The sequence below is a fragment of the Nitratireductor sp. genome, assembly GCF_017794765.1.
Lineage (GTDB): Bacteria > Pseudomonadota > Alphaproteobacteria > Rhizobiales > Rhizobiaceae > Nitratireductor.
Genome location: NZ_CP051236.1, coordinates 1,247,513 through 1,268,121, shown reverse-complemented (window position 1 = coordinate 1,268,121; position 20,609 = coordinate 1,247,513). Strand labels below are relative to the sequence as shown.

Below are 20,609 nucleotides of genomic sequence, written 5' to 3'. Positions count from 1 at the left end.
TGTAGCTGATCGAGCCCTGACCCGTCACCGCATTGTAGCTGTAGCCCGTCACCACCAGCGTGCCCGTCGCATCGCTCGACACCGTCTGCGGGAACGGATCGCCAAGGGCGAGCGCCGTGCCGGCAACGCTGACCGACTGGACGCCATCCGGCGCCGTGAACGTCACCGTGCCGGACGTCGCCTCCGACGGGTCRTCATTGTCCGTGCCGTCGCCATCCGCGCTCTCGCCCGAACCGGCTGGCTCGCCACCACGCTCGGCAAGGCCCCGTTCGAAAACAATCGTCCCATCTTCCTCGATACCCGGCGTGCGGATTTCGACCGACGCGTCGCCAATGTCTATTGTCAGCGTCGCAGTGTCGGTATCACCGTCGCCGTCCGTCAGCGTGTAGGTGAACACATCCTGGACGCCACCCGCCGTGCCGGGAGTGCGTGCATAGCTGTAGGATCCATCCGAGGAAATTGTCAGAACACCGTAAAGCCCCTCAACGACCGTATCTGTCCCGACGGCGGTTGCCGGCCCTTCGGCCGAGGTGGCGATGACGGAGGACACTGCCGCCCCATCAGCCCCCGGGGTATCGGCACCATTGTCGCCATTGGCCTCGGCATTCGTGATGAGATTGCCCGCGACGGGACCGTACGCGCCGGCAGAGACGGTTTCTGTGTCGTCCACCGCAACCGGGCCATCATCCGTGATGGTGATCGTCAGATTCTCAGTTGCCGTATCGCCATTGCCGTCAGTCACGACGAAATTGAAGACGTCCCTGACGACATCGTTTGCGCCTGTCTCACCCGGCTTGTCATGCTCTGTGGTGTTTTCAGAAAGCACATACTCGAAACCGTATGTGCCATCGCTGTTCCGTGTGACCAGCAATGTCCCGTATGTGCCTTCGACCAGACCGCCATTCGTTACATCCACGCTCACCCCATTGGCGTTTGTAACCATGAGCGAAGCGAGGCCGTCATTCCCGGGATCGACGAGGATGTTGCCTTTGGTTGTGGTGGTGCCCCCGCCAGAGCCCGAAGCAAGTGCGCTCTCGTTCACTTCGCCGGGCGGTGCTCCGATGCCCACAATGCTCAGCTCGGGTACATCGTTTTCCCGGTCTTCACGCAGTGACGGGAAAAGCTCGCGCCGTTCCGGCGCCCCAAACTGCAATGCCGTGGGCGGAAGTAGGTCGATCACCGGACCGGCATCACCAATGCCACCATTGGGCGTGGTGAAGTTTCCGCCGCCACTTTGTGTGGCAGACGAGACGACAGTCAATGCGCCGTCGGGGCCCGCGGCAACGTCTATGCCATTGGCCTGCAGCGCAGCGGCGAGCGCAAGCTCGGGTATTTCCACCTCTCCTATAAGGAAGGTAGGAACCTTCAGAGCGGCATTGAGGATTGTGACGGTCGAGCCATCGGGTTGAACCAGAACCAGATTGTCACCATCGAGTTTGATCTCGTCTATGGAGACACCTTCGGGGAGCCGAACGATGTTGTCGGCGCCCGGTGTTACCGTTTCGGGAAGATCAGGGACAATCGATGCCGCCCCAAGTTGGCCAGTGTCGGGATCGACAGGAACCGGTTCTCCGGCGCTCTCATTCTGCGCGATCTGGAGTGTGGCCAGATCGACCTGACTGGACGGGTGGTCCGTGGATTCTCCGAGAGCGCTTGCGCGTGCGTCGGTCTTGTCGGTGCGATCTTGGTTGGCCATCATAACCCCCGGAAACAGATTTCCAGGAAGCGGGCCACACAAGTTTAATTGGCGCAATACAATGTATAACGCGCTGATATATTATAATATTCGATTGTTCTTGATATTTATTTCTGGTTAATCCATAGACATAATATAATATACATCCGCCTGTAATTTCCCCTATTCGCAACTTCATGGCGCCGCGCCTGCCCACCGGCGATGGTTAACGCGAAATTACCACACAAATAACATTTCGAGTTAAATACGACAAAATCCGAAAACACATAATAATCCCTATCACTTAATCGGCACTTCATCTGCATCCCCTATCTTCAAATCAAGATCCGGGGGCGGAAAATGAGTATAGCAAAACATAGACATACTCTTTGGGGTGCAGCATTTGTGATGTCGGCGTTGACATTGGCAGCAACACCCCAGCCGGCTGCTGCGGGTCACGTTGCAACAGCGCTCACCTCCTATTTCACCACAACCAGCCTTAGCCTTCCTTCGGCTTCAACCGCCATAGCAGCGGTCGGCAACAGCCTTGTTCGGTTAAAGCATAGCTGGACAGCTGCCATTGCCGGGCTTCCGGCGAAAAGAATCCATGCTGCTGCCTCCACCAGAACAGAGATCCGACGCAACAAACTGAAGAACCCCGCTTCTGCAACGGGCGTGTTCGGCTCGGTGGCCATCCCTTTCAGGGCGCTTCCATCCAGCGCAAGCTGGCGGACCGTTTACCCGTCGATCGAGCGGGCGGAATTCACCAGGTGCGCAGATGATAGCGGCTGCACACCGCGCGCGACTGAAATGTCGCACCTCGTCCGGGAGATCAAAGCCAAGCCGTTTTCGCAAAAGCTCGAGGCGATCAATCGAACCGTCAACCGGACCGTCGCCTATATGTCAGACCGCGCCAATTATCGCCGGCTGGATGTATGGGCAACGCCGACGCAGATTATCGACCGCGGAAAAGGAGACTGCGAAGATTACGCGATACTCAAAATGGCGGCACTCAATGCCGCCGGCATCCCCCTGAGCAGCATGTCGATCGTTGTGCTTCAGGATCAGAACCGCTCCCTGTTTCACGCGGTATTGGCCGTTTCCACGACCAAGGGACACTATATTCTGGACAATCTGCATGATCGGGTAATGAAAGACACCGCACTGCCGAACTATCTGCCTCTCTATTCGCTCAGCGGGCACCGCTCCTGGATACATGGCAAGAGGCGCGACGGTTCCATGGTGGCGGCGATTACACCTTTGCCGCGCGATCTTGCGCCCGGAGAGGGATTTCAGGCGGCTTCCGGACACAGAATAGAAAACCGGCGCATCGGCGCGAACTGACCGGCATCAGCGTTTCTCAATTGGGCAGGATAAATCCGATAATCGCCTCCCGATCGATCAGCGGTGCGAGAATTGCATTGAGGCGTCCCCGGATCAACTGTCGCTCGACGCCGATGACGAAGCCGACCGTCGCCGGCCCACTGCCCTCGATCCTGAGCTTTTCAATCAGGTCGGAGAACTGGATGTCCAGCGACAGGCGAACGCCCTGCCCAGTGGTGTTGGAGGCCAGGCTCGACAGGCGCGACTGGACAAAACCGATGAACGCCGGATTATAAGCCATCAATTGCTTGTCGCCGGTCAGCGCAAAACACGGTGATGGACTCGCCATAACCTGGTTGCGCACCGCCTGCCGGCCGGTCTTGCTGCGGGCGGTTTCGAACTCCTGCTGCAAATAGCCCACCGCCTCAACCCGCAAAGCCGAAGAGAGGTTCGCACCCTTTTCCAACCGGCTTTCGCAGGCCTGGATCACGTCGCCCACAGAACAATCGCGCGCGTCAGCGATCTGTTGCAGCACCGCCCAGAAAATCTCTTCGAGGCGAATGCCCCGCCGGGCGCTGCCGACGCGCAGAACGCGGAACCTGGGCTGGAACGCCCAATCTTCGCCTCTGGTGAGTTCAGCAGGTTTCGTCATGATCGCTCACCGCTCTCGAAGCGCTTCATTGCGCGCCTTGTTGATCGGTTTCATGAGGTAGGCGAGTATGGTTTTCTTGCCGGTCATGATGTCTGCCGTGGCCACCATACCTGGGAAAATCGCATGGCTCTTGCCATCGCGGATGAGTTCGGCCTGATCGGTCTTGACCCGCACCTGATAGTAGGTTTCGCCAGTGTTCTGATCTACCAGGCTGTCGGCTGACACATTCGAAACTTCTCCTTCCAGCCCACCGTAGATCGAGAAATCATATGCGGTGACCTTGATCAACGCAGGCTGCCCCGGCCGGACAAACGCGACATCCCGCGGCGAAATCCGCGCTTCCACCAGAAGCGTGTCAGAGGTCGGCACCACGCCGGCAACGACGGTACCCGGCTCCACATAAGCGCCGATCGTGTTGACCTCCAGCGTGTTGATGATGCCGTCCACCGGAGAGCGGATGTCGGTGCGCGCCACCCGGTCGCTTGCGCCGCGAATGGTCTCTTCGATGACGGAGAGTTCTGCCAGCGCCTGTGTTTTTTCGGCCAGCGCTTCCTGCTGCATCTGGAGGGCGAGTTCATCGATCTGCAGCGTTGCCTCGTTGATGGAGGCCTCGATGCGCTCCACGGCCTCGCGTGTGGACTCGAGCTGGCCACGGGTCTCGGCCAGTTCCTTCTGAACGCGCAACAATTCCGTCTGCGCGACCAGTTTGCGTTTGACCATTGGGGCGAGAAGATCGGCTTCGCGCTGCGAAAGTTCCAGGTTCTCTTCCAGCCGCTTGATGTTGGCGCGCGCTTCGTCGAGCTCATTCAGCCGCTGGAGGCGACGTTCAATCAAAACAGAGCGTTTGTTCCTGATATTGTCTGCACGGGCCTTCAGAAGCCTTGCCTCGTTCTGGCAAATGTCTGGCGCAACCTCCTGCAATTCCGCCGGGCATACATATTCCCCTTCCAGTTCACCTTTTTCCTCCAGTTCAAGCCGTGTGATCTGCGCACGCAAGGCGCGTGCACGCGCGGCCGCTTCACCAAGCGAGGATGTCGTCGCCGTATCATCGAGCTGGAGGATCAGATCGCCTTTGCTCACGGTCTGACCAATCGTCACCGCAATTTCCTGGACGATCCCGGCCTCGCTCGACTGAACGATCTGCGTCTTTGAAACCGGTATGATCTTACCCTCGCCGCGGGCGATCTCCTGAACCTCGGCAATAGACGCCCAGCCTATGAAGGTCATCGTCAGGGCGGCGATCACTACCAGCCCCAATCGTGCAGCCAGTGGAGGACGGTCCATTGCAATCCGCCTTTCTTCCTGCCTGAGCGCCCTTTCGAAGGGCCGCAAGAGGCTTAGGGTTTCCTTCCCGAACGCCCGCCCCCGGCGTTCTTCTGCAATTCCGCGATCACTCTCTCCTTGGGCCCGTCGGCGATGACGCGCCCCTGATCGATAACCACCAGACGATCGACCAGTTGCAGCATGCTGTGCCTATGGGTGGAGATGACCAGCGTCACATCCTTGTGGAACGCCGTTTTCATCCGGGCGATCAGTTCACGTTCGCTTGCAAGGTCCATGGCGCCAGAAGGTTCATCCATGAACACGACCCGTGGGTCGCTGAGCAGAACGCGCGCGATGGCGACCGCCTGTCTCTGCCCGCCCGAAAGCTGGCTGCCGCGCTCGCCGACCGGCATGTCGTATCCTCTTGGGTGGCGGGCAACAAAAGCGTCGACGCCGGCCGCTTCCGCCGCGGCTACCAGTTCATCGTCGCTCGCCCCCGGCTTTGCCATCAGGAGGTTTTCCTTCACCGACCCCGAGAAGAGATCCGCACTCTGAGAGGTGAAGACGACGGCGGAGCGCACCACGGAAGGGTGATACTGACGAATGTCCACGCCATCCAAAAGCAGGTTGCCGCTCGAGGGCGGGTAAAGGCCGGCCAGAAGCCTGCCGACGGTGGTCTTGCCGGATCCGATGCGTCCGATTATGCCGACGCGTTCTCCCGCTTTGACTGAAAGATTGAAATCTACCAGGGCCGGGCTGGCGGCTTCGGGATAGGTGAAGCCTACATTCCGGAAGGCAACATCTCCGGAGCGAATCTCGCGGTTTACAAACCCTGCACTTTCCGGCCGATCCTCCGGCTGCTCCATGATCGCGTTGAGGATGCGCAAAGACAAAAGCGCCTGACGCATGCGAGAGAGTGTCATGGCGATCTGACCAAGGGGGGCCACAGCCCGCCCCGACAGCATGACCGTGGCTATGATCGCACCAGTGGAAATATTGCCTTTCGAAAATTCATAGGCGCCGGCGACAACCAGTCCCACTGTCACCAGTTGCTGAACGAACTGCGTCATGTTCGCCGCCCAGGCCGAAAGCTGTTTGATGCCTTCGGCGGTGCGCGAAGCGTTCTTGGCCAATTCGCTCCAGCGACGCAGCAATGTGCGCTCGGCACGAAGGGATTTCACGGTCTCGATCGTGGCTATCGTCTCCACCAGGAGAGACTGGCGTTGCGCAGCTTCATTGTTGGCGGTTGCCACGCGCCGACCGATCCGCGACTGGGCAATCAGGCCGATGATCAATGCAAAGACAAAGGCCGTGGCGGGTATAACCGCCAGCCAGCCGGCCACACCGTAGATCACCGCTATGAACACAAAAACGAAGACGCTGTCGATCAGTGTGCTGATAGTGTTCGAGGTGAAGAACTCGCGCACGAACTCGTACTGCGTGACCCGATTGGCATATTCGCCCGTCGACATCGGGCGGGACGCCATCGTCGCGTGCAGCACCTTCTCGAACAGAAGATAGGAGAGTTTCAGATCGGCCTTGCGACCGGCATAATCGATCAGTGCCGCGCGCACACTTTTCAAAAGCAGATCGAAGAGGATCGCGCCAGCGACGCCCAGCGCCAGAACCCACAGCGTGGCCGTCGCCTGATTGGGCAGCACCCGGTCGTAAACATTCATGACGAACAGGGGCGAGGCCAGCGCGAGGAGGTTGACGAAGAGCGCTGCCATGGCGACCTGGGCATAGGACTTCCAGAACGGTGCAAGCGTCGTCGTCAACCAGTGACGCTTCTCTATCTGCTTTACCTGTGTCGAGTCCGTGCTTTCGGACTGGTTCAGATAGATGACGCTGAAAGAAAGGATCAGGCGGATGTTCCTGGAAAGCACATCTTTCAGGGCAATGCCTTCTTCCGCAACAGGATCGGGCAGTAGTGTGGTCCGCAGGTGATCATTTGGCAGGGGCTCGAGGAGCGCCTGCGCCGTACCGTTTTCAAAGACCACAAGTACAGGCAGATCAAGCGAACCACTGGCCAATTCGCGCCGGCTGTGCTGCTCCACCTCGAGCCCGATGCGGGCGGAAAGCCGCTCTATATCCTCAAGGGAAGGGCTGTCTTCATCAAAAGGTGTATCCGAGAACAGGACCGTTTCCGAACTCGGCCGCGCCAAAAACTGCGCAATCTCCCGAAAGGCAAACCTGAAACTGCCTGCCTGAAGTGGCGTGCCCGCCACGGGATTATTGCGGAGTTGTTCCACCTTCCTCCTCTATGCCACCTTGCACCTGCGAGGGCTATTGCGAACGGATCGGCGCGAGAAGATCGAGCGGCAAGTCGTTCGTCTGTCGCGAAGGCAGCCTCTTGTAGGTTTCGGTCGGTGCCGTCTCCGGCACGTTGAACTCAGCACGTGCGTAGGCCTCGGATTGCTTGGCGCTCGATAGGTTCATCGTCGAGAGCAGCGTCCCCGTTGCGGCAAGTATGCGATATTCGGCGAACCGCGCGGCATACTGAGCCGTCTTCGACAAAACGTTGACACTGAACCGCGTATTCTGCGCACCAAGCACATCAAGCAGAGACCGCTGGCCGACGACCAGCTGCTCTCTATATGAGTTGACGAGCTGCGCATTGGTCTGTGCCTGAGCACGCAGTGTGCCTGCCAGGTCCATCTGCCGCTGACGCCGATCCCACGAAATGCGAACGGCTTCCTCCACCTCGCGATAGGCCTGGTGCAGCACAAGGCGCTGCTCGCTGGCGCGGCGGATCTGCTCCTGCTCATTGGCAACGTCGATGCCGCCGCGGTAGAGGTTCCACTTGGCGACGATCCGCGCCTGGAGATCGTTTGTGCGCCCGTCGGCGCCGTCGATGTCGTAACCGGCACGGGCGCGTCCTTCCGCGCTGATCTCAGGCAGCATGTTGGAGCGGGCGGCATCGACCAGAGCGTCAGCCGCATCGATATCGGCGTTGGCAACCTTGATGCGCGGATTGTTGGCCCGCGCGATACCGATCGCCTTGTCGAGAGAAGACGGCAGGGCGGAAGCCACCGAGCCCGGCATGGATGGATTGGTGAGCGGTTTGCCTACAAGCTTGTAGAACCGGATCTTTGCCGCCTCCAGCTCTTCCTCGGCTTCCTTCTGCCGCGCTTTTGCGGAGAGCATACGCTCCTGTGCCTGTTGTCTGTCGGCTTCAGTGAGCGCGCCGCCGGAAATCAGGGAGCCGATATCGCCCAGCATCGACTGATGAAAGCCGACATTCTTCCGCGCCTCGTTCACGATCTCGACCTGCAGAAGATATTCCAGGTATTCGCGCACGACCTGTAGCGCGATGGTTTCGGAACGTTCGAGGACACGGAAGGAAGCCGAGTCCACACGTGCCGCCTGACGCTCGAGTTCGGCCCGTCGCCCGCCACCATCGAACAGCTTCTGCGTTATCGACAATCCGATTTCAGCTGGATAGAGCGGGTCGTCCTCAATACCGACGCCGCGGCGTGAGGGATTGTCGAGCCGACGCGCACCGACCGATGCTTCGAGATCGACACTTGGCAGGAAAAGCCCTCGGGCCTGGCGCAATTCGAACTCGATTGCCTCCCGGTTCTCGATCGCCTGGCCGATTTCAGGATTGGATTCGAGTGCCACCGCCATCGCTTCCTTGACGGAAAGCGCATTCGCGCTGGTGGGAAACAAAACCGCACCGCTCATCAAGGCTGCGGCGAGAATACTCAAAACACGTGAACTGTGTGCCATTACCCCCCCTTTGCCTGTGCCTCCACCGGCACAACCAAGGACCCGTCCAGCTTCAAGACCAGACCTCCAAATATTATTTTATGCTAAGCTAACTCCCCTTGGCTGGCTATGATATACGCCCCACCAATACCTCTTTAGGAGTATTTTAGTCGACTCATTTTGAGAAAATGTTGCCCAATAGCAACAAAAATTGATTTTTGTTAAGCATTTCAAGTTTGAAATATGCTGAATACTGTCAGTCTTATTGCCCTATCTCACTAAAACAAGCGTCCCGACCTTAACGCTGCTATAAAGTATTATAACATCCTCATTGGTCATTCGAATGCACCCTGAGGAAACAGCCCTGCCAATTGTCCAGGGCTCGTTGGTGCCATGAATGCGAAACAGAGTGGATCCGAGATACAGGGCGCGTGCGCCAAGCGGGTTTTCAGGCCCTCCCTCCATCACAGAGGGCAGTATACGGCCCTTTGCCGCCTCACGTCTGACCATCTCGATCGGCGGTCGCCAATCCGGCCATTCCGCTTTCTTTGTTATGCGCTCCCGGCCACGCCAGGCAAACCCTTCGCGACCGACACCGATTCCATAGCGCACCGCTGTACCGTCACCCCGCAGATGATACAGCCGCCGCTCAGCCGTCTCTATCACAATGGAGCCCGCGGGCAGGTTCTCCGAGAATGGCACCACCGAAGGCTTCAAATCTGTTTCGGCCCAGGGCGCTTTGAAAGACAAAGACCGCTCACGCCTCACCCATGTCCCGGTTGCAGGATCGAACTGACGCACCGCAGCGGTCTGCGCATCTGCCGGCGTCGCAGGAAACAAAACAAACAACAGCGTCAACGCGCCTGCGACAGACTGGAAGATTGCCTTCGGCAGTTGCCTGCACGATGCGCGTTTCACCGCGCCTGGTCGAGTGTGACTATTCCAGTGTATCGTTCTTCGCCATCTCAAACGTCTCTCCCTCGATCCGGATGGAGGTCGTGTCAGGTGCCGAGATCGACCTGGTACGCCCATCCCGACATACAAGGGCAGGTCGTTCCACGATCACACAATCGACCTCTGTGTAGAGATTCCCCAGCGGCTTGCCGCGCGCAATGATCAGCGTGTTGCTTCCCAGTTTCAGGACGTGTTCCTCATTTCGCCCCATAAATGCCGCGACCCCGATCTCCCCAAAAGCCCCGGCGAAACTTCCCCCGTAGGCCACATCCGCACGTGGCCCTGCAAGAGCATGCCGTTTGGCCGACATCGCCCATGCATAACGCCTCAATACATCGACGCGTGCAGCATAAAGGGCTGCAATGTCTTTGTGCATTTCATCTGAGAAAGGCATCGGCGCCTGGAACAGCCTCGCGCCGCGCTCATTCGCGCGCACGAAATCGCAAGCAAGTAGAAGCAAACATCCAGACGCAATGAGCGCGTTGAGGTTCATCGCCACCCCCTGGGCGACCCCGCAACAGCGTGCCGCCTCCACTGCAAAAGCAGCCCGTCACGCGGCCTCGACTGCCCAAGGCTACCTGTGGCCGAATGGGCTGCTTGCTTTATTCATTGTGCGGCTAAATATCCGGCCTGTCCAGTGCATCGAGAGCAGCCGCCAGGTTCAGTGGTGTCGAAGGCAATCAAGCTCGGGCAAGCTCGGGCAAGCTCAGGCAAGCTCAGGCAAGCTCAGGGAGGCGGCGGGCGGCGCGTGCGCTATTCGCGACTGTGACCATTCTCTTCCGCATCCATTGCGTTGAGTGCACTGAGCCGAAATCCATCGGCCTCGCCCTGGCGTGCTTTCTCGAGTTGCTCCGAAGCGATCCTCATCAGGCCGCGAAACTCTATCTGGTCTTCGAAGATCACCCCGCCAATATCAAGTGCGAGTTCGATCGTTTCCCCCTGCGCAACAAAGGGTGCCTTTGCAACAGCATTGCGAATGCGCTCACCGACATCACGCGCCTGCTCCACTGTCGCACCCGGCAAAAACACCCCAAACTCATTGCCGCTCAGGCGACCGACGACATCGCTGCGCCGCACATTGGCCCGGATCACCGATGCAATCTGGCGCATCGACTCTTCGCCATAGCTAAAGCCGTAGTCGATGCTGATGTCACGCGTGTTCTCGGCTTCCACGATCAGCAGGGCGCCAAAGGTGCGGCCTGCTTCAGAAACGGTCGCAGCGCGGCGTCGCTCCACCAGAGTGGTGAACATGTCGCCATTGAAAACCTCAGTGGAGGGATCATGGGCAGCAGCGAAATTCCGTTCTCGCTTTACACGTCTCAATTGCTCACTCGCCAGGCCGATATATGCAAACAGGGGCGTAGCAATGAACAGAGGCAAAACCAGTGCGGCGATTAGACTGCGCTGATAGGGATTGATGTCATCGCCGAAGAACAAGAGATAATGGATACAAAAGGAAAGCCCCACCGCAGCGACGGTGCCAAGCAGTATAAAGGCCGTGAGCCATGTCCAGCGCGGTTTGCGTTGCAAGAGCGACTTGTCCATATGCTTTCAACGCTCCCAGTGTGCCTGAGTCTTAGATAACCGGCAAACTTCTAACAAAAGCTTCATTGATGGATCGAGTTTTAACGATCACGGGAACGCGGCGAGTAATGACCCGATCGCGGATGAAGGCTCCGGGGAGTTTGACTACTGGCTTTTTCGGGTTTGCGGTGTCTGAACGACAGGCACCGAGCCATGATCGTTAAAATGCGCTCCATATATTTTGTTTGCCGGTTACGATTTTCTGCGCATGATCACTCAGATGCGGGGGCATCGAAGAAGGACCATCATGCCGACGAACTTTGCATCCGTGCACGCTTGTCTGGAGAAGGCGCAAGCGGAACTCACCGGCACCGACGCGGCGACCCAGCAGTTGCGAGAAACGCTCGGACTGCTGATGGATGCCGCCCTCAAAGCCGAATATTCAGCCAAGCCACGGTCGTGCGAAGTCATCCCCTTCCCGCAGGCAGGCTCCCCTCGACCCAAGCAGACCTCACATCACGGTTAGGTAAACGCGCTGCGCCCGTATGATCGGCGTCATTGCGCTTCGCCGTCGCACACCCGGTCGCGGGCCTTCTCGGCCTCACGCGCAATCATTCGTGTGCTCTCGCCAGCGCTTTCCATATGGATGGTTGTTCCGGAATGGTCGAGAAACACCAGCGCGACGTCGGCTTCCGGGCCCACCATGACAGCCGCAACCCGCTGAAATCGCGGATCCCCATCAAGTCGGCGATTGAAGAGAACGCTCCCGCCCACGTCGTTCAGGGCGGCCAGAAGGGCGGTCTCGAAACCCTGCGCAATCAAATCTGCAAGGTTCAGCAACATTTCCAGCTGGACCACCTCCAGCGACACTTCTTTCGACACTTTGACGCTACTCGAATCACTACATACGCTCAGAAGTTAGCCGCGTTATCAGAAGCCCGGCAACCAAGCCACGGGAACAGATTGTATCATTATGAAACATGGTTCCGATGCATTGTCCTTACCCTCATTCGCCCGAGGGGTGGCCTGCCATCCCTCGGGGCGAGAAACCGTCAAATTCGGAGTTTCAGCAGGGGAAAATTTCATCTTGAAATCGATTACATTTGCCATACAATCGTTTTCATTGACGTGGCAGGACACCTGCGGAGGACACGTCAAAGGGAAGGAAACACACGATCGGCAACGGGGCCTCGGCTGCCTGCGCCGCTGGTGTCTGTCATCAGGGAGGAATTCATGAAACGACTGGCAACTGTCGCCCTGGCCGCTGCTGCCCTTGCGGGCACCGCACTCTCGGCCCTGGCTGAAGATTTCAAGATCGGCCTTTCAAACGGCTGGGTGGGCAGCGAGTGGCGCACCCAGATGATCGAGGAAGCCGAACAGGCCGCAGCCGCCTGGAAGGAAAAAGGCGTGAATGTCGAAGTGGTTGCGCAGAGCGCCAATGTCGACGTGCCAGGTCAGATCGCCCATGTGCGCAATTTCATCAGCCAGGGCGTTGACGCGATCATCATCAACCCCAACAGCCCGACCGCCTTTGACCCTGTGTTCGCGCAGGCCAAGGAAGCCGGCATTCTGGTGATCGCCACCGATGCCGAAGTTTCTTCGCCCGACGCCATCTATGTGGGTATCGATCAGAAAGGCTGGGCGATGGAAAGCGCCAAATGGCTGGCCGAAACGCTGGAAGGCGAAGGCAAGGTGGTCGCCATCAACGGCGTGGCGGGCCACCCGGCAAATGAAATGCGCGTTGCCGGCTACCGCGAGGTGTTCGGCGAGCACGAGGGCATAGAGATCGTCAACGAAGTGAACGCCAACTGGGACCAGGCGCAGGGCCAGCAGGCGATGCAGAACCTGCTTGCCACCTATCCCGACATTGACGGCGTCTGGGTTCAGGACGGCATGGCCGCCGGCGCGTGGCGATCCATCATGGATGCCGACAAGGCGGGCGACATCGCCGCAACCGGCGAAATCCGCAAGGACTTCATCGACATCTGGACCGAAAACGACTTGAACTCCGGTGCATCGGTGAACCCGCCCGGCGTGATGGCAAGCGCGCTCAACGTGGCTGTTCTCATGCTGCAGGGACGCGAGTTGAAGGAGCCGGCCACGGCCGGGCAGTACAACAACGCCATGTATCTGCCGATTCCCTTCATCAGTTCTGAGAACCTGAAGGAAGTGGCCGCTTCGGTCGAAGGCAAGCCGGGCTACTATTCCTATACAAGCTCGCTTTCCATCGAGGATGCGGAAGCGCTGTTCAAGTAAGCCCGTTCCATGATTGCCGCGCCGGCATTGACTGGCGCGGCGCTCTCTTTGGAAACATGTCATGACCAAACTGAAGCTCAGCGGTGTAAGCAAGGCTTACGGCGCCACGCTGGCGCTACGCCGCGGCGACCTCGCACTCGACACGGGTGAAGTGCATGTGCTGATCGGTGCCAATGGCTCCGGCAAGAGCACGCTTTGCAAGATTGTCGCTGGCAGCGTGCGGCCCGATGCCGGCGAGGTGCTGCTTGACGGGAACGCGGTGACCGTGAGCGGCCCCCGTGCTGCGCAGGCGCTGGGCATCGGCATTTTTTATCAGGAACTGAGCCTCGCCGATCATCGCAGCGTGGCCGAGAACATCTGCCTGCCGGACCTGCCGAGGAAGAACGGGCTTTTCGTCGATCGCGAAGCACTGGCAGAAAAGGCCAGCCGCTACATTGCGCTGTTCGAAACGGTTGCAGGCGGCAGCCTGCATGCCACGGCCACCGTCGGCGAACTGCGGGCGGACCAGCGGCAACTGGTGGAGATCATGAAGGCGCTGGCGACTGAAGCGCCGATCCTGATTTTCGACGAACCGACCTCCGCGCTGGACCGGGCGCAGGTGGATCGATTTTTCGAGATTTTGCGCGACCTCAAAAGTGAGGGACGCAGCATCGTTTTCATCTCCCATCGCATGGATGAGATTTTTGCCATCGGTGACCGTGTGACGGTGATCCGCGATGGCGAAACGGTGGGCACAGAAGCCATCGCACACACAAGTCCAGAGGCCGTGATCCGCATGATGGTGGGCGAGCAGGAAGTGCTGGCCGCGCCGCAGGCGGCACCCCCGCCGCTTCAGGCTTCCAGCGATGTGGCGCTGGCGGTGGAGAACCTGACGGGCGTGGGATTCCGCGATGTCGGCTTTTCCGTGCGGCGTGGTGAAATTCTCGGGCTTGGCGGCCTGCATGGGCAGGGACAATCGGCACTGCTCAAGGCGCTGTTCGGCGCGCCGCCGGCACGTGCGGGTCAGGTGATGCTCAATGGGCAGCCGCTTCGCACGGAAAGCCCGCGCGCGGCCATCGCGCACGGCATCGCCTATGTTTCGGGGGATCGGGGGCGCGACGGCGTCATCAGCGGACGGCCCATTCTTGAAAATGTCATTCCCATACATGCGCTGCGTAACAGGCTTGTACTGGCAAGACCCAGGTCGCTTTCGGAAAAGGCGCTGCCTGCGCTGAAGGCACTGAACACCAAGTTTGCCGGGCTCTCCCATTCCATTGGCTCACTGTCGGGCGGAAATCAGCAGAAGATCGTCATCGCCCGCTGGCTGATCGACAAACCAGATATCCTGCTTCTCGACGATCCGACAAAGGGCATCGACCTTTCGGCCAAGGCGGACCTTTTCGTCCTGATCCGCAGGCTCGCCGAAGAAGGGCTCGCAATCCTGCTTTACTCCTCCGAAGACGCCGAGCTCCTGAACAATGCCGACCGGATTCTGGTCTTCAATGGCGGGGCGGTGAGCCGCGAGCTGAGCGGCGCTGAGCGCACCCGCTACAATCTCTACCAGGCAGCCTACGAGGCGGCATGACGATGACCAGTGTTTCCAGCCCCACCAGACAGGACAATGGAAGCTTTCGGGCGCTGCTCGGGCGGTTTCCCTTTCTCCCTGCCCTTCTGATTCTCGTCGTGCTTCTGGTTCTGAACGGCATTTTTGAACCGAACAGCCTGAGCTTCCGCTCGCTGACAGGGCTCGTGCGCACCTATCTGGCGCTGATGCTTCTGGCCGTGGCGCAGACCTATGTGGTCTATGCCGCAGACATCGACCTTTCGGTCGGCGCCATCGCCTCGCTGGTCAATGTGACGATCATCGTGCTGATGCAGCATATGGGTGGAGGTGGGCTTTCGGTTCTGGCCGCACTCGGCGTGGGCGTCCTCGTGGGGCTCGCCTGCGGGCTGGTCAACGGTTTCGTGGTGGCTGCACTCCGGCTCCAGGCCATCGTCGCAACCTTTGCCACCAGCATCTTCTTCACCGGGCTGGCGCTCGTCATCCTGCCGGTGGCCGGCATGCCCGCGCCCACCGTTTTCTGGCGCACGTATGGCGGCACATTCTTCGGCATTCCGTTCGTCTTCTATGTGGCTGCGGCGCTCGCCATTCTGCTTTACCTGCTTGCCCGCACCCGGCTTGCCACGCAACTTCTGGCGGTGGGCGACGGGCAGCAGGCAGCCTTTCAAAGCGGGCTTCCCGTGACAGCGATCCGCATTGGCGGCTACGCGCTGTGCGGCGTGTTCGCAGCGCTTGCCGCCTTCTGCATCACAGGCGACACGGCGAGCGGCGATCCTCTCGTCGGCGCGAAGATGACGCTCTTCAGTGTGGCGGCCGTGGTGCTGGGTGGAAGCGCGCTTTCGGGCGGTTTCGGCACGGTTGCGGGCTCCGTCATCGCGGCGCTGATCATCGGGCTCATCAACTCGCTTGTGTTCTTCGCCGGAACACCCTCGCACTGGCAGAACTTCGTACAGGGCCTCGCCATACTCGCGGCCCTGATGGTTGGCGTTCTGGTGAGCCGCAGGGGACGCACATGAGCCGGGTCATCGAAATCGCGAAAAATCCGCTCCTGATCGCTCTGGCGCTCATCGCCGCACTTCTGTTTCTCGGCAACACGCTTTCGCCGGGTTTCGCCTCGGGCGGGCAGATTCTGCGCCTGCTTATCGTTGCCGCCCTGCTCGGCATCGTGGCGGCCGGGCAGAACCTCGTCATTCTGGGTGGGCGGGAAGGCATCGACCTTTCGGTCGGCGGCGTGGTCTCCCTTTCAGCCATCGTTGCCGGCAATGTGATGAACGGCATGGATGGCGGCATCCCGCTGGCCATTCTGGCCTGTGTTGCGACCGGCGCGCTCTTTGGCCTGTTCAATGGGCTCGGTGTTACGCTCTTGCGCATTCCGCCACTGGTGATGACGCTTGGCATGCTGGGCGTACTTCAAGGGCTTCTGGTGGTCATCCGGCAGGGCATCCCTTCGGGCCGTGCGGCCCCTGCCCTTTCGGAATTCGTGACCCGGCCATTCCTTCTCGGTCTGCCCGGCATCATCTGGCTGTGGATCGGCGTTGGCCTGCTGATGGCCTTCATTCTGCACCGCACGGTCTTCGGCCAGCGCATCTATGCGATCGGCTCCAACGAGCAGGCCGCCTTCATGGCCGGTGTGCCGGTGCGGCGCATGAGGGTTGCGCTCTTCATGCTTTCAGGCGTGTTTGCCGCCATTGCCGGGCTTTGCCTGCTTGGCTATTCCGGCTCCTCATTTGCCAATGTGGGGGAGCAATACATGTTGCCTTCGATTATTGCCGTGGTGTTTGGCGGCACGCCGCTTTCAGGCGGCAAAGGCGGCTACACCGGCACGATGGCGGGTGCTGTTCTGCTGGTGGTGCTGCAGAGCATCCTGACCACGATCAATATCGATGAATCGGGCCGGCAGATGGTGTTCGGCGCCACGCTTCTGGTATTGATGCTGTTCTATGGCCGTGGGCGGGGGCTGCGCGCATGAACCGTCGCCCCAAGATCAAGGATATCGCCCAGGCGCTTGGCGTTTCCCCGGCCACCGTGTCACGCGCACTGAGCGGCAGCGACCTCGTGACGAGCGAGACCCGCGCGCGCGTGCGCAAAACGGCCGATGCACTGAACTACCGCCCCAATGCCAGCGCCCGCAGCCTGCGCACCGCCCGCTCCATGGCGGTGCTGATGGTGGTGCGTGATGTGGGCAACCCGTTCTATCTCGATATTCTGAAAAGCGTGGAAGCGACTGCACGTGCTGCCGGCTATTCCGTGCTGATGGGCAACACCGAAAACGACCCCGAACGCGAGATCGAATATTTCGACATGCTACGCGACGGGCATGCAGACGGCATGATCCTGATGACGGGCAAACTGCCTGAGGAAGATGGTCCGCGGAACAGGTTACCCCCGAACGCGCCCATCGTGGTGGCGCTGGAAACGATTGAAGGGTCTGGCTTTCCCCATGTACAGATCGACAATGTCGCGGCAGCCTGCGAGGCGGTGGAACACCTGATCGGGCTCGGCCATCGGCGCATTGCCCATATTTCCGGTCCCGTGCCGGAGGTGATGAGCCTTCGCCGCCAGGAGGGCTATCGCCGTGCCATGCGCAAAGCGGGGCTTGCCATTCCGGAGGGCTATGAGCAGCGCGGCGACTATCTTCTCCATGGCGGGGCGCGGGCCTGCAAGGCGCTGTTCGAGCTTCCCGAACCGCCCACGGCAATCTTTGTCGCCAATGACGAAATGGCCTTCGGTGCCATTCACCACCTGCGCGAATCGGGACGCGACGTGCCGGGCGACGTATCCGTTGTCGGGTTCGACGATCTATATCTGAGTGAGGCGTTCTATCCTCCGCTCACCACCGTCAGCCAGCCGCGTATCGACATCGGTGAACAGGCAATGAGCATTCTTCTCAAGATGCTGTCCGGTGCGCTTGTGCCGGCAAAACCAGTCGTCCTGCCGGCCACGCTGCGCGTGCGCGGCACCACCGCACCACCCAAATCAGCTTGAAAGGGAAACAACCATGTCCGCACAGCCAAGAAAACGCCTGCGCATCGGCCTTGTCGGCACCGGCTTCATCGCCGAATTTCACCTGCGCTCCATGGTGGCCGTGCGCCATGTGGACGTGACCGCCGTCTACAGCCGCAAGGCGGAAAACCGCGAACGCATTGTCAAACTGGTGGCTGAACTGGGGCTCGGCGAGTGCAAGAGCCATGACAGCCTCGTGTCCATGCTGCAGGCGGACGATGTGGACGCGATCTGGATCCTCTCGCCCAATGACACGCGCGTGGACACCATGCGCACCATCCATGACGAAGTGGTGGCCGGGCGCAGCAAGGTGTTTGCCGTGGCCTGCGAAAAGCCGCTGGCTCGGACGGTGGCCGATGCACGCGAGATGCTGAGGCTGGCCGAAGCCGCCAAGCTGAACCATGGCTACCTGGAAAATCAGGTTTTTGCGACGCCCGTTCTGCGCGGCAAGGAGATCATCTGGCGGCGCGCCGCTTCCACGACCGGCCGGCCCTATCTGGCTCGCGCAGCGGAAGAGCATTCCGGCCCGCACGAACCGTGGTTCTGGCAGGGCGACAAGCAGGGCGGCGGCGTGCTGCTCGACATGATGTGCCACAGCGTCGAGGTGGCACGCCATCTCCTGACAGAACCGGGCAAGAAGCGCGATTCGCTGAAGCTCAAGGCGGTGCAGGGCAATGTGGCCAATCTGAAATGGACCCGGCCGCGCTATGTGGAAGACCTGAAGAAGCGCTTCGGCCCCGAAGTGGATTATGCGAACCGTCCTTCGGAAGATTTCGCGCGTGGCAATGTGATGCTGGAAGACGAGGACGGCAACGAGCTGATGATCGAGGCGAGCACGTCCTGGGCCTATGTGGGAGCCGGCCTGCGCATTCAGCTTGAGCTTCTTGGCCCCGAATATGCGATGGAGTTCAACTCGCTGGGAACCGGGCTCAAGATCTTCATGTCGCGCGAGGTGACCGGCGACGAGGGTGAGGATCTCGTTGAAAAGCAGAACGCCGAGCAGGGCCTGATGCCGGTGCTGGAAGATGAAGCCGGGGTCTATGGCTACACGGATGAGAACCGGCACATGGTCGAGTGCTTCCGAAAGGGCGAAGAGCCGATTGAGACCTTTGCCGACGGTGTTGCGGTGATGGAAATTCTTATGGGTCTGTACCTCTCCTCGGAAACCGGGAACACGGTGCGCTTCCCAAATCCCGATCTGGAGAATTACGTGCCAGTGGTGGCGCGCCGGTAAGACTGTGCTTGGTTCACCGGCTGGAGCGCACAGCCAGCCGGTGAGTTGCCTCCCGTGGCACATTTGACATCTGCGGCACACCGGCTTTCCAGCAGCCGACCTCGTCGGAGCGCGCGCCGCCTGGGCCCATCCCGATTTCCGATGCCTCCGTTGTTATGAAGGCCGGTGCCATAATGCCACACGGGTGTTGAACCTATTGCTTTCCCCCTTTGATCGGTATCTGTGGGCGGCTAAGGGTCGCCCATATTCAAGAGCTCGTTATGGGGACACGGTAGACGAGATTGCTCGAACGACCGGTCTGCCGTGTGTGGACACTCACGGTGCTGGGTCAGGCGAAGGAACGACGTGGAGGGGAACATGAGCCAAACATCCGACATCATCGTTATCGGCGGCGGTATCGCCGGCATCGGCGCCGGTGCGCGGATTTCAGCGGATGCGAAAGTCACTGTCCTCGAGGCGGAAGAGGCTATCGGCTACCACGCAACAGGTCGCTCCGCAGCGATCTATATCCGCAATTATGGCAACGTCACGCTGCGCGCACTGAACGCGGCCTCGGAACCGGTGTTCCGCGAGCCGGAAGGCATATGTGAGGAGAGCGTTCTAAGCCCGCGGGGATTGCTGTATGTGGCCAGCGATGAGCATGTGGACGCGCTCGACAATATCCTCCAGGGCGCGACCGGCATGGAACGGCTTAGCGTGGACGAGGCCGTCGCGCGCGTTCCCATTCTGAAACGCGAAAGCGTCGTTGCAGCCGCGATCGAGCCGGGCGCTCAGGACATCGATGTCGACCGCCTTTTGCAGGGCTTTGCCAGAATGCTGCGCCATCGCGGTGGTGCCATTGTCAACAAGGCGCCCGTGACCGCTATTTCGCGCGAAAACGGCACGTGGACGCTGGAAACACCGCAGGGCTCGTTCTCCGCGCCCGTCATCGTAAACGCCGCCGGCGCCTGGGCCGACGAGATTGCGAGGCTGGCGGGTGTCCAGCCGCTGGGCCTGACGCCGATGCGCCGCTCCGCCGTGATCCTGCCTGCGCCTGACGGGCATGACGTGACAGGCTGGCCGCTTTTTGCCTGTGCCGGCGAAGGCTGGTACGCCAAGCCGGATGCCGGCAAGCTTATGGTCTCGCCGGCGGACGAAGACCCGTCCGAACCCTTCGATGCCTGGCCCGACGATATGGTACTGGCCGAAGGGCTGCATCGTTTCGAGCAGGCTGTGACCGTGCCCGTCACACGCATCGAGCGAAGCTGGGCGGGCCTGCGCAGCTTTTTCTCCGACCGCACGCCCGCCGTGGGCTTCGCGCCGGATGCGGAGGGCTTCTTCTGGCTGGCCGGCCAGGGCGGGTATGGCGTGCAGACCTCGCCCGCCCTCTCTGCGCTGGCAGCCGATCTTTGTGCGGGGCGCTCTGCCACCCTGCCCGATACCGTGGTGCAGGCCCTTGCACCGAACCGTCTCATCAAGTCCTGAAAGGAAATTT

General features: G+C 60.1%; 18 protein-coding genes. 9 read left to right on the top strand and 9 right to left on the bottom strand.

What is annotated here, in order from left to right:
- Nucleotides 1-1,696: Ig-like domain-containing protein (locus HF949_RS06090; RefSeq protein ID WP_292899051.1), on the bottom strand; the 1,696-nt coding region annotated here is incomplete at its 3' end.
- A 339-nt stretch (nucleotides 1,697-2,035) separates the two neighbouring features.
- Between HF949_RS06090 and HF949_RS06085 the strand changes: the two genes are divergently transcribed.
- Nucleotides 2,036-3,019: a transglutaminase-like cysteine peptidase gene (locus tag HF949_RS06085; RefSeq protein ID WP_441338386.1), complete on the top strand. Its 984-nt coding sequence runs from the start codon at nucleotides 2,036-2,038 to the stop codon at nucleotides 3,017-3,019.
- Nucleotides 3,020-3,035: 16 nt separating this feature from the next.
- Here the strand turns inward: HF949_RS06085 and HF949_RS06080 are convergent, their stop codons facing one another.
- From HF949_RS06080 to HF949_RS06050, 7 genes are all read right to left on the bottom strand, one after another.
- The gene (locus tag HF949_RS06080; RefSeq protein WP_292899049.1) at nucleotides 3,036-3,650 is read right to left on the bottom strand and encodes a ribbon-helix-helix domain-containing protein; all 615 of its coding nucleotides are present in this window, start codon (nucleotides 3,648-3,650) and stop codon (nucleotides 3,036-3,038) included.
- Nucleotides 3,651-3,656: 6 nt separating this feature from the next.
- Nucleotides 3,657-4,934 (bottom strand): HlyD family type I secretion periplasmic adaptor subunit, encoded by a 1,278-nt coding sequence (locus tag HF949_RS06075; protein WP_292899047.1) that lies wholly within the window; start codon nucleotides 4,932-4,934, stop codon nucleotides 3,657-3,659.
- Between the two features lie 53 nt (nucleotides 4,935-4,987).
- Nucleotides 4,988-7,165, bottom strand: a complete 2,178-nt coding sequence (locus HF949_RS06070; RefSeq protein ID WP_292899045.1) for a type I secretion system permease/ATPase — start codon at nucleotides 7,163-7,165, stop codon at nucleotides 4,988-4,990.
- A 34-nt stretch (nucleotides 7,166-7,199) separates the two neighbouring features.
- The gene (locus HF949_RS06065; protein WP_292900018.1) at nucleotides 7,200-8,600 is read right to left on the bottom strand and encodes a TolC family outer membrane protein; all 1,401 of its coding nucleotides are present in this window, start codon (nucleotides 8,598-8,600) and stop codon (nucleotides 7,200-7,202) included.
- Nucleotides 8,601-8,894: 294 nt separating this feature from the next.
- Nucleotides 8,895-9,482 carry a L,D-transpeptidase gene (locus tag HF949_RS06060; protein WP_441338385.1) on the bottom strand — a complete coding sequence of 196 codons (588 nt, stop codon included), beginning with the start codon at nucleotides 9,480-9,482 and terminating at the stop codon, nucleotides 8,895-8,897.
- Between the two features lie 79 nt (nucleotides 9,483-9,561).
- Nucleotides 9,562-10,071, bottom strand: coding sequence for a hypothetical protein (locus tag HF949_RS06055; protein WP_292899043.1), 510 nt, complete (start codon nucleotides 10,069-10,071; stop codon nucleotides 9,562-9,564).
- A gap of 260 nt (nucleotides 10,072-10,331) precedes the next feature.
- Nucleotides 10,332-11,123 (bottom strand): GGDEF domain-containing protein, encoded by a 792-nt coding sequence (locus HF949_RS06050; RefSeq protein ID WP_292899041.1) that lies wholly within the window; start codon nucleotides 11,121-11,123, stop codon nucleotides 10,332-10,334.
- Between the two features lie 286 nt (nucleotides 11,124-11,409).
- Here HF949_RS06050 and HF949_RS06045 point away from each other — a divergent pair, with 286 nt between their 5' ends.
- A complete protein-coding gene (locus tag HF949_RS06045) occupies nucleotides 11,410-11,628 on the top strand; it encodes a hypothetical protein (RefSeq protein WP_292899039.1) in 219 nt (72 codons plus the stop codon).
- A gap of 29 nt (nucleotides 11,629-11,657) precedes the next feature.
- Here the strand turns inward: HF949_RS06045 and HF949_RS06040 are convergent, their stop codons facing one another.
- Entirely contained in the window at nucleotides 11,658-11,984 is a 327-nt protein-coding gene (locus HF949_RS06040) for a hypothetical protein (protein ID WP_292899037.1), read from the bottom strand.
- A gap of 351 nt (nucleotides 11,985-12,335) precedes the next feature.
- On the opposite strand from HF949_RS06040, the gene HF949_RS06035 reads away from it, so the two are divergent.
- The 7 genes from HF949_RS06035 to HF949_RS06005 all read left to right on the top strand — a co-directional run bounded on the left by HF949_RS06035 (nucleotide 12,336) and on the right by HF949_RS06005 (nucleotide 20,599).
- A complete protein-coding gene (locus HF949_RS06035) occupies nucleotides 12,336-13,358 on the top strand; it encodes an ABC transporter substrate-binding protein (RefSeq protein ID WP_292899035.1) in 1,023 nt (340 codons plus the stop codon).
- A 61-nt stretch (nucleotides 13,359-13,419) separates the two neighbouring features.
- Complete coding sequence (locus HF949_RS06030; RefSeq protein ID WP_292899033.1) at nucleotides 13,420-14,922, top strand: sugar ABC transporter ATP-binding protein; 1,503 nt, start codon at nucleotides 13,420-13,422, stop codon at nucleotides 14,920-14,922.
- A 2-nt stretch (nucleotides 14,923-14,924) separates the two neighbouring features.
- Nucleotides 14,925-15,914 (top strand): ABC transporter permease, encoded by a 990-nt coding sequence (locus tag HF949_RS06025; RefSeq protein WP_292900014.1) that lies wholly within the window; start codon nucleotides 14,925-14,927, stop codon nucleotides 15,912-15,914.
- Nucleotides 15,911-16,867 carry an ABC transporter permease gene (locus HF949_RS06020; RefSeq protein ID WP_292899032.1) on the top strand — a complete coding sequence of 319 codons (957 nt, stop codon included), beginning with the start codon at nucleotides 15,911-15,913 and terminating at the stop codon, nucleotides 16,865-16,867. Before HF949_RS06025 ends, HF949_RS06020 begins: the two co-directional genes overlap by 4 nt.
- Nucleotides 16,864-17,883: a LacI family DNA-binding transcriptional regulator gene (locus HF949_RS06015; RefSeq protein WP_292899030.1), complete on the top strand. Its 1,020-nt coding sequence runs from the start codon at nucleotides 16,864-16,866 to the stop codon at nucleotides 17,881-17,883. Before HF949_RS06020 ends, HF949_RS06015 begins: the two co-directional genes overlap by 4 nt.
- Before the next feature lie 13 nt (nucleotides 17,884-17,896).
- Complete coding sequence (locus HF949_RS06010) at nucleotides 17,897-19,135, top strand: Gfo/Idh/MocA family protein (protein WP_292899028.1); 1,239 nt, start codon at nucleotides 17,897-17,899, stop codon at nucleotides 19,133-19,135.
- 357 nt (nucleotides 19,136-19,492) lie between these two features.
- Nucleotides 19,493-20,599 carry an NAD(P)/FAD-dependent oxidoreductase gene (locus tag HF949_RS06005; RefSeq protein ID WP_292899026.1) on the top strand — a complete coding sequence of 369 codons (1,107 nt, stop codon included), beginning with the start codon at nucleotides 19,493-19,495 and terminating at the stop codon, nucleotides 20,597-20,599.
- Nucleotides 20,600-20,609: the final 10 nt, after the last annotated feature.

Excerpts from the sequence above, each read along its gene's own strand:
- HF949_RS06010 (WP_292899028.1), top strand. The coding sequence starts at position 17,897 with ATGTCCGCACAGCCAAGAAAACGCCTGCGCATCGGCCTTGTCGGCACC.
- HF949_RS06045 (WP_292899039.1), top strand. The coding sequence starts at position 11,410 with ATGCCGACGAACTTTGCATCCGTGCACGCTTGTCTGGAGAAGGCGCAA.
- HF949_RS06030 (WP_292899033.1), top strand. The coding sequence starts at position 13,420 with ATGACCAAACTGAAGCTCAGCGGTGTAAGCAAGGCTTACGGCGCCACG.
- HF949_RS06075 (WP_292899047.1), bottom strand. The coding sequence starts at position 4,934 with ATGGACCGTCCTCCACTGGCTGCACGATTGGGGCTGGTAGTGATCGCC.
- HF949_RS06085 (WP_441338386.1), top strand. The coding sequence starts at position 2,036 with ATGAGTATAGCAAAACATAGACATACTCTTTGGGGTGCAGCATTTGTG.
- HF949_RS06025 (WP_292900014.1), top strand. The coding sequence starts at position 14,925 with ATGACCAGTGTTTCCAGCCCCACCAGACAGGACAATGGAAGCTTTCGG.
- HF949_RS06015 (WP_292899030.1), top strand. The coding sequence starts at position 16,864 with ATGAACCGTCGCCCCAAGATCAAGGATATCGCCCAGGCGCTTGGCGTT.
- HF949_RS06080 (WP_292899049.1), bottom strand. The coding sequence starts at position 3,650 with ATGACGAAACCTGCTGAACTCACCAGAGGCGAAGATTGGGCGTTCCAG.
- HF949_RS06005 (WP_292899026.1), top strand. The coding sequence starts at position 19,493 with ATGAGCCAAACATCCGACATCATCGTTATCGGCGGCGGTATCGCCGGC.
- HF949_RS06055 (WP_292899043.1), bottom strand. The coding sequence starts at position 10,071 with ATGAACCTCAACGCGCTCATTGCGTCTGGATGTTTGCTTCTACTTGCT.
- HF949_RS06020 (WP_292899032.1), top strand. The coding sequence starts at position 15,911 with ATGAGCCGGGTCATCGAAATCGCGAAAAATCCGCTCCTGATCGCTCTG.
- HF949_RS06050 (WP_292899041.1), bottom strand. The coding sequence starts at position 11,123 with ATGGACAAGTCGCTCTTGCAACGCAAACCGCGCTGGACATGGCTCACG.
- HF949_RS06065 (WP_292900018.1), bottom strand. The coding sequence starts at position 8,600 with ATGAGCGGTGCGGTTTTGTTTCCCACCAGCGCGAATGCGCTTTCCGTC.
- HF949_RS06035 (WP_292899035.1), top strand. The coding sequence starts at position 12,336 with ATGAAACGACTGGCAACTGTCGCCCTGGCCGCTGCTGCCCTTGCGGGC.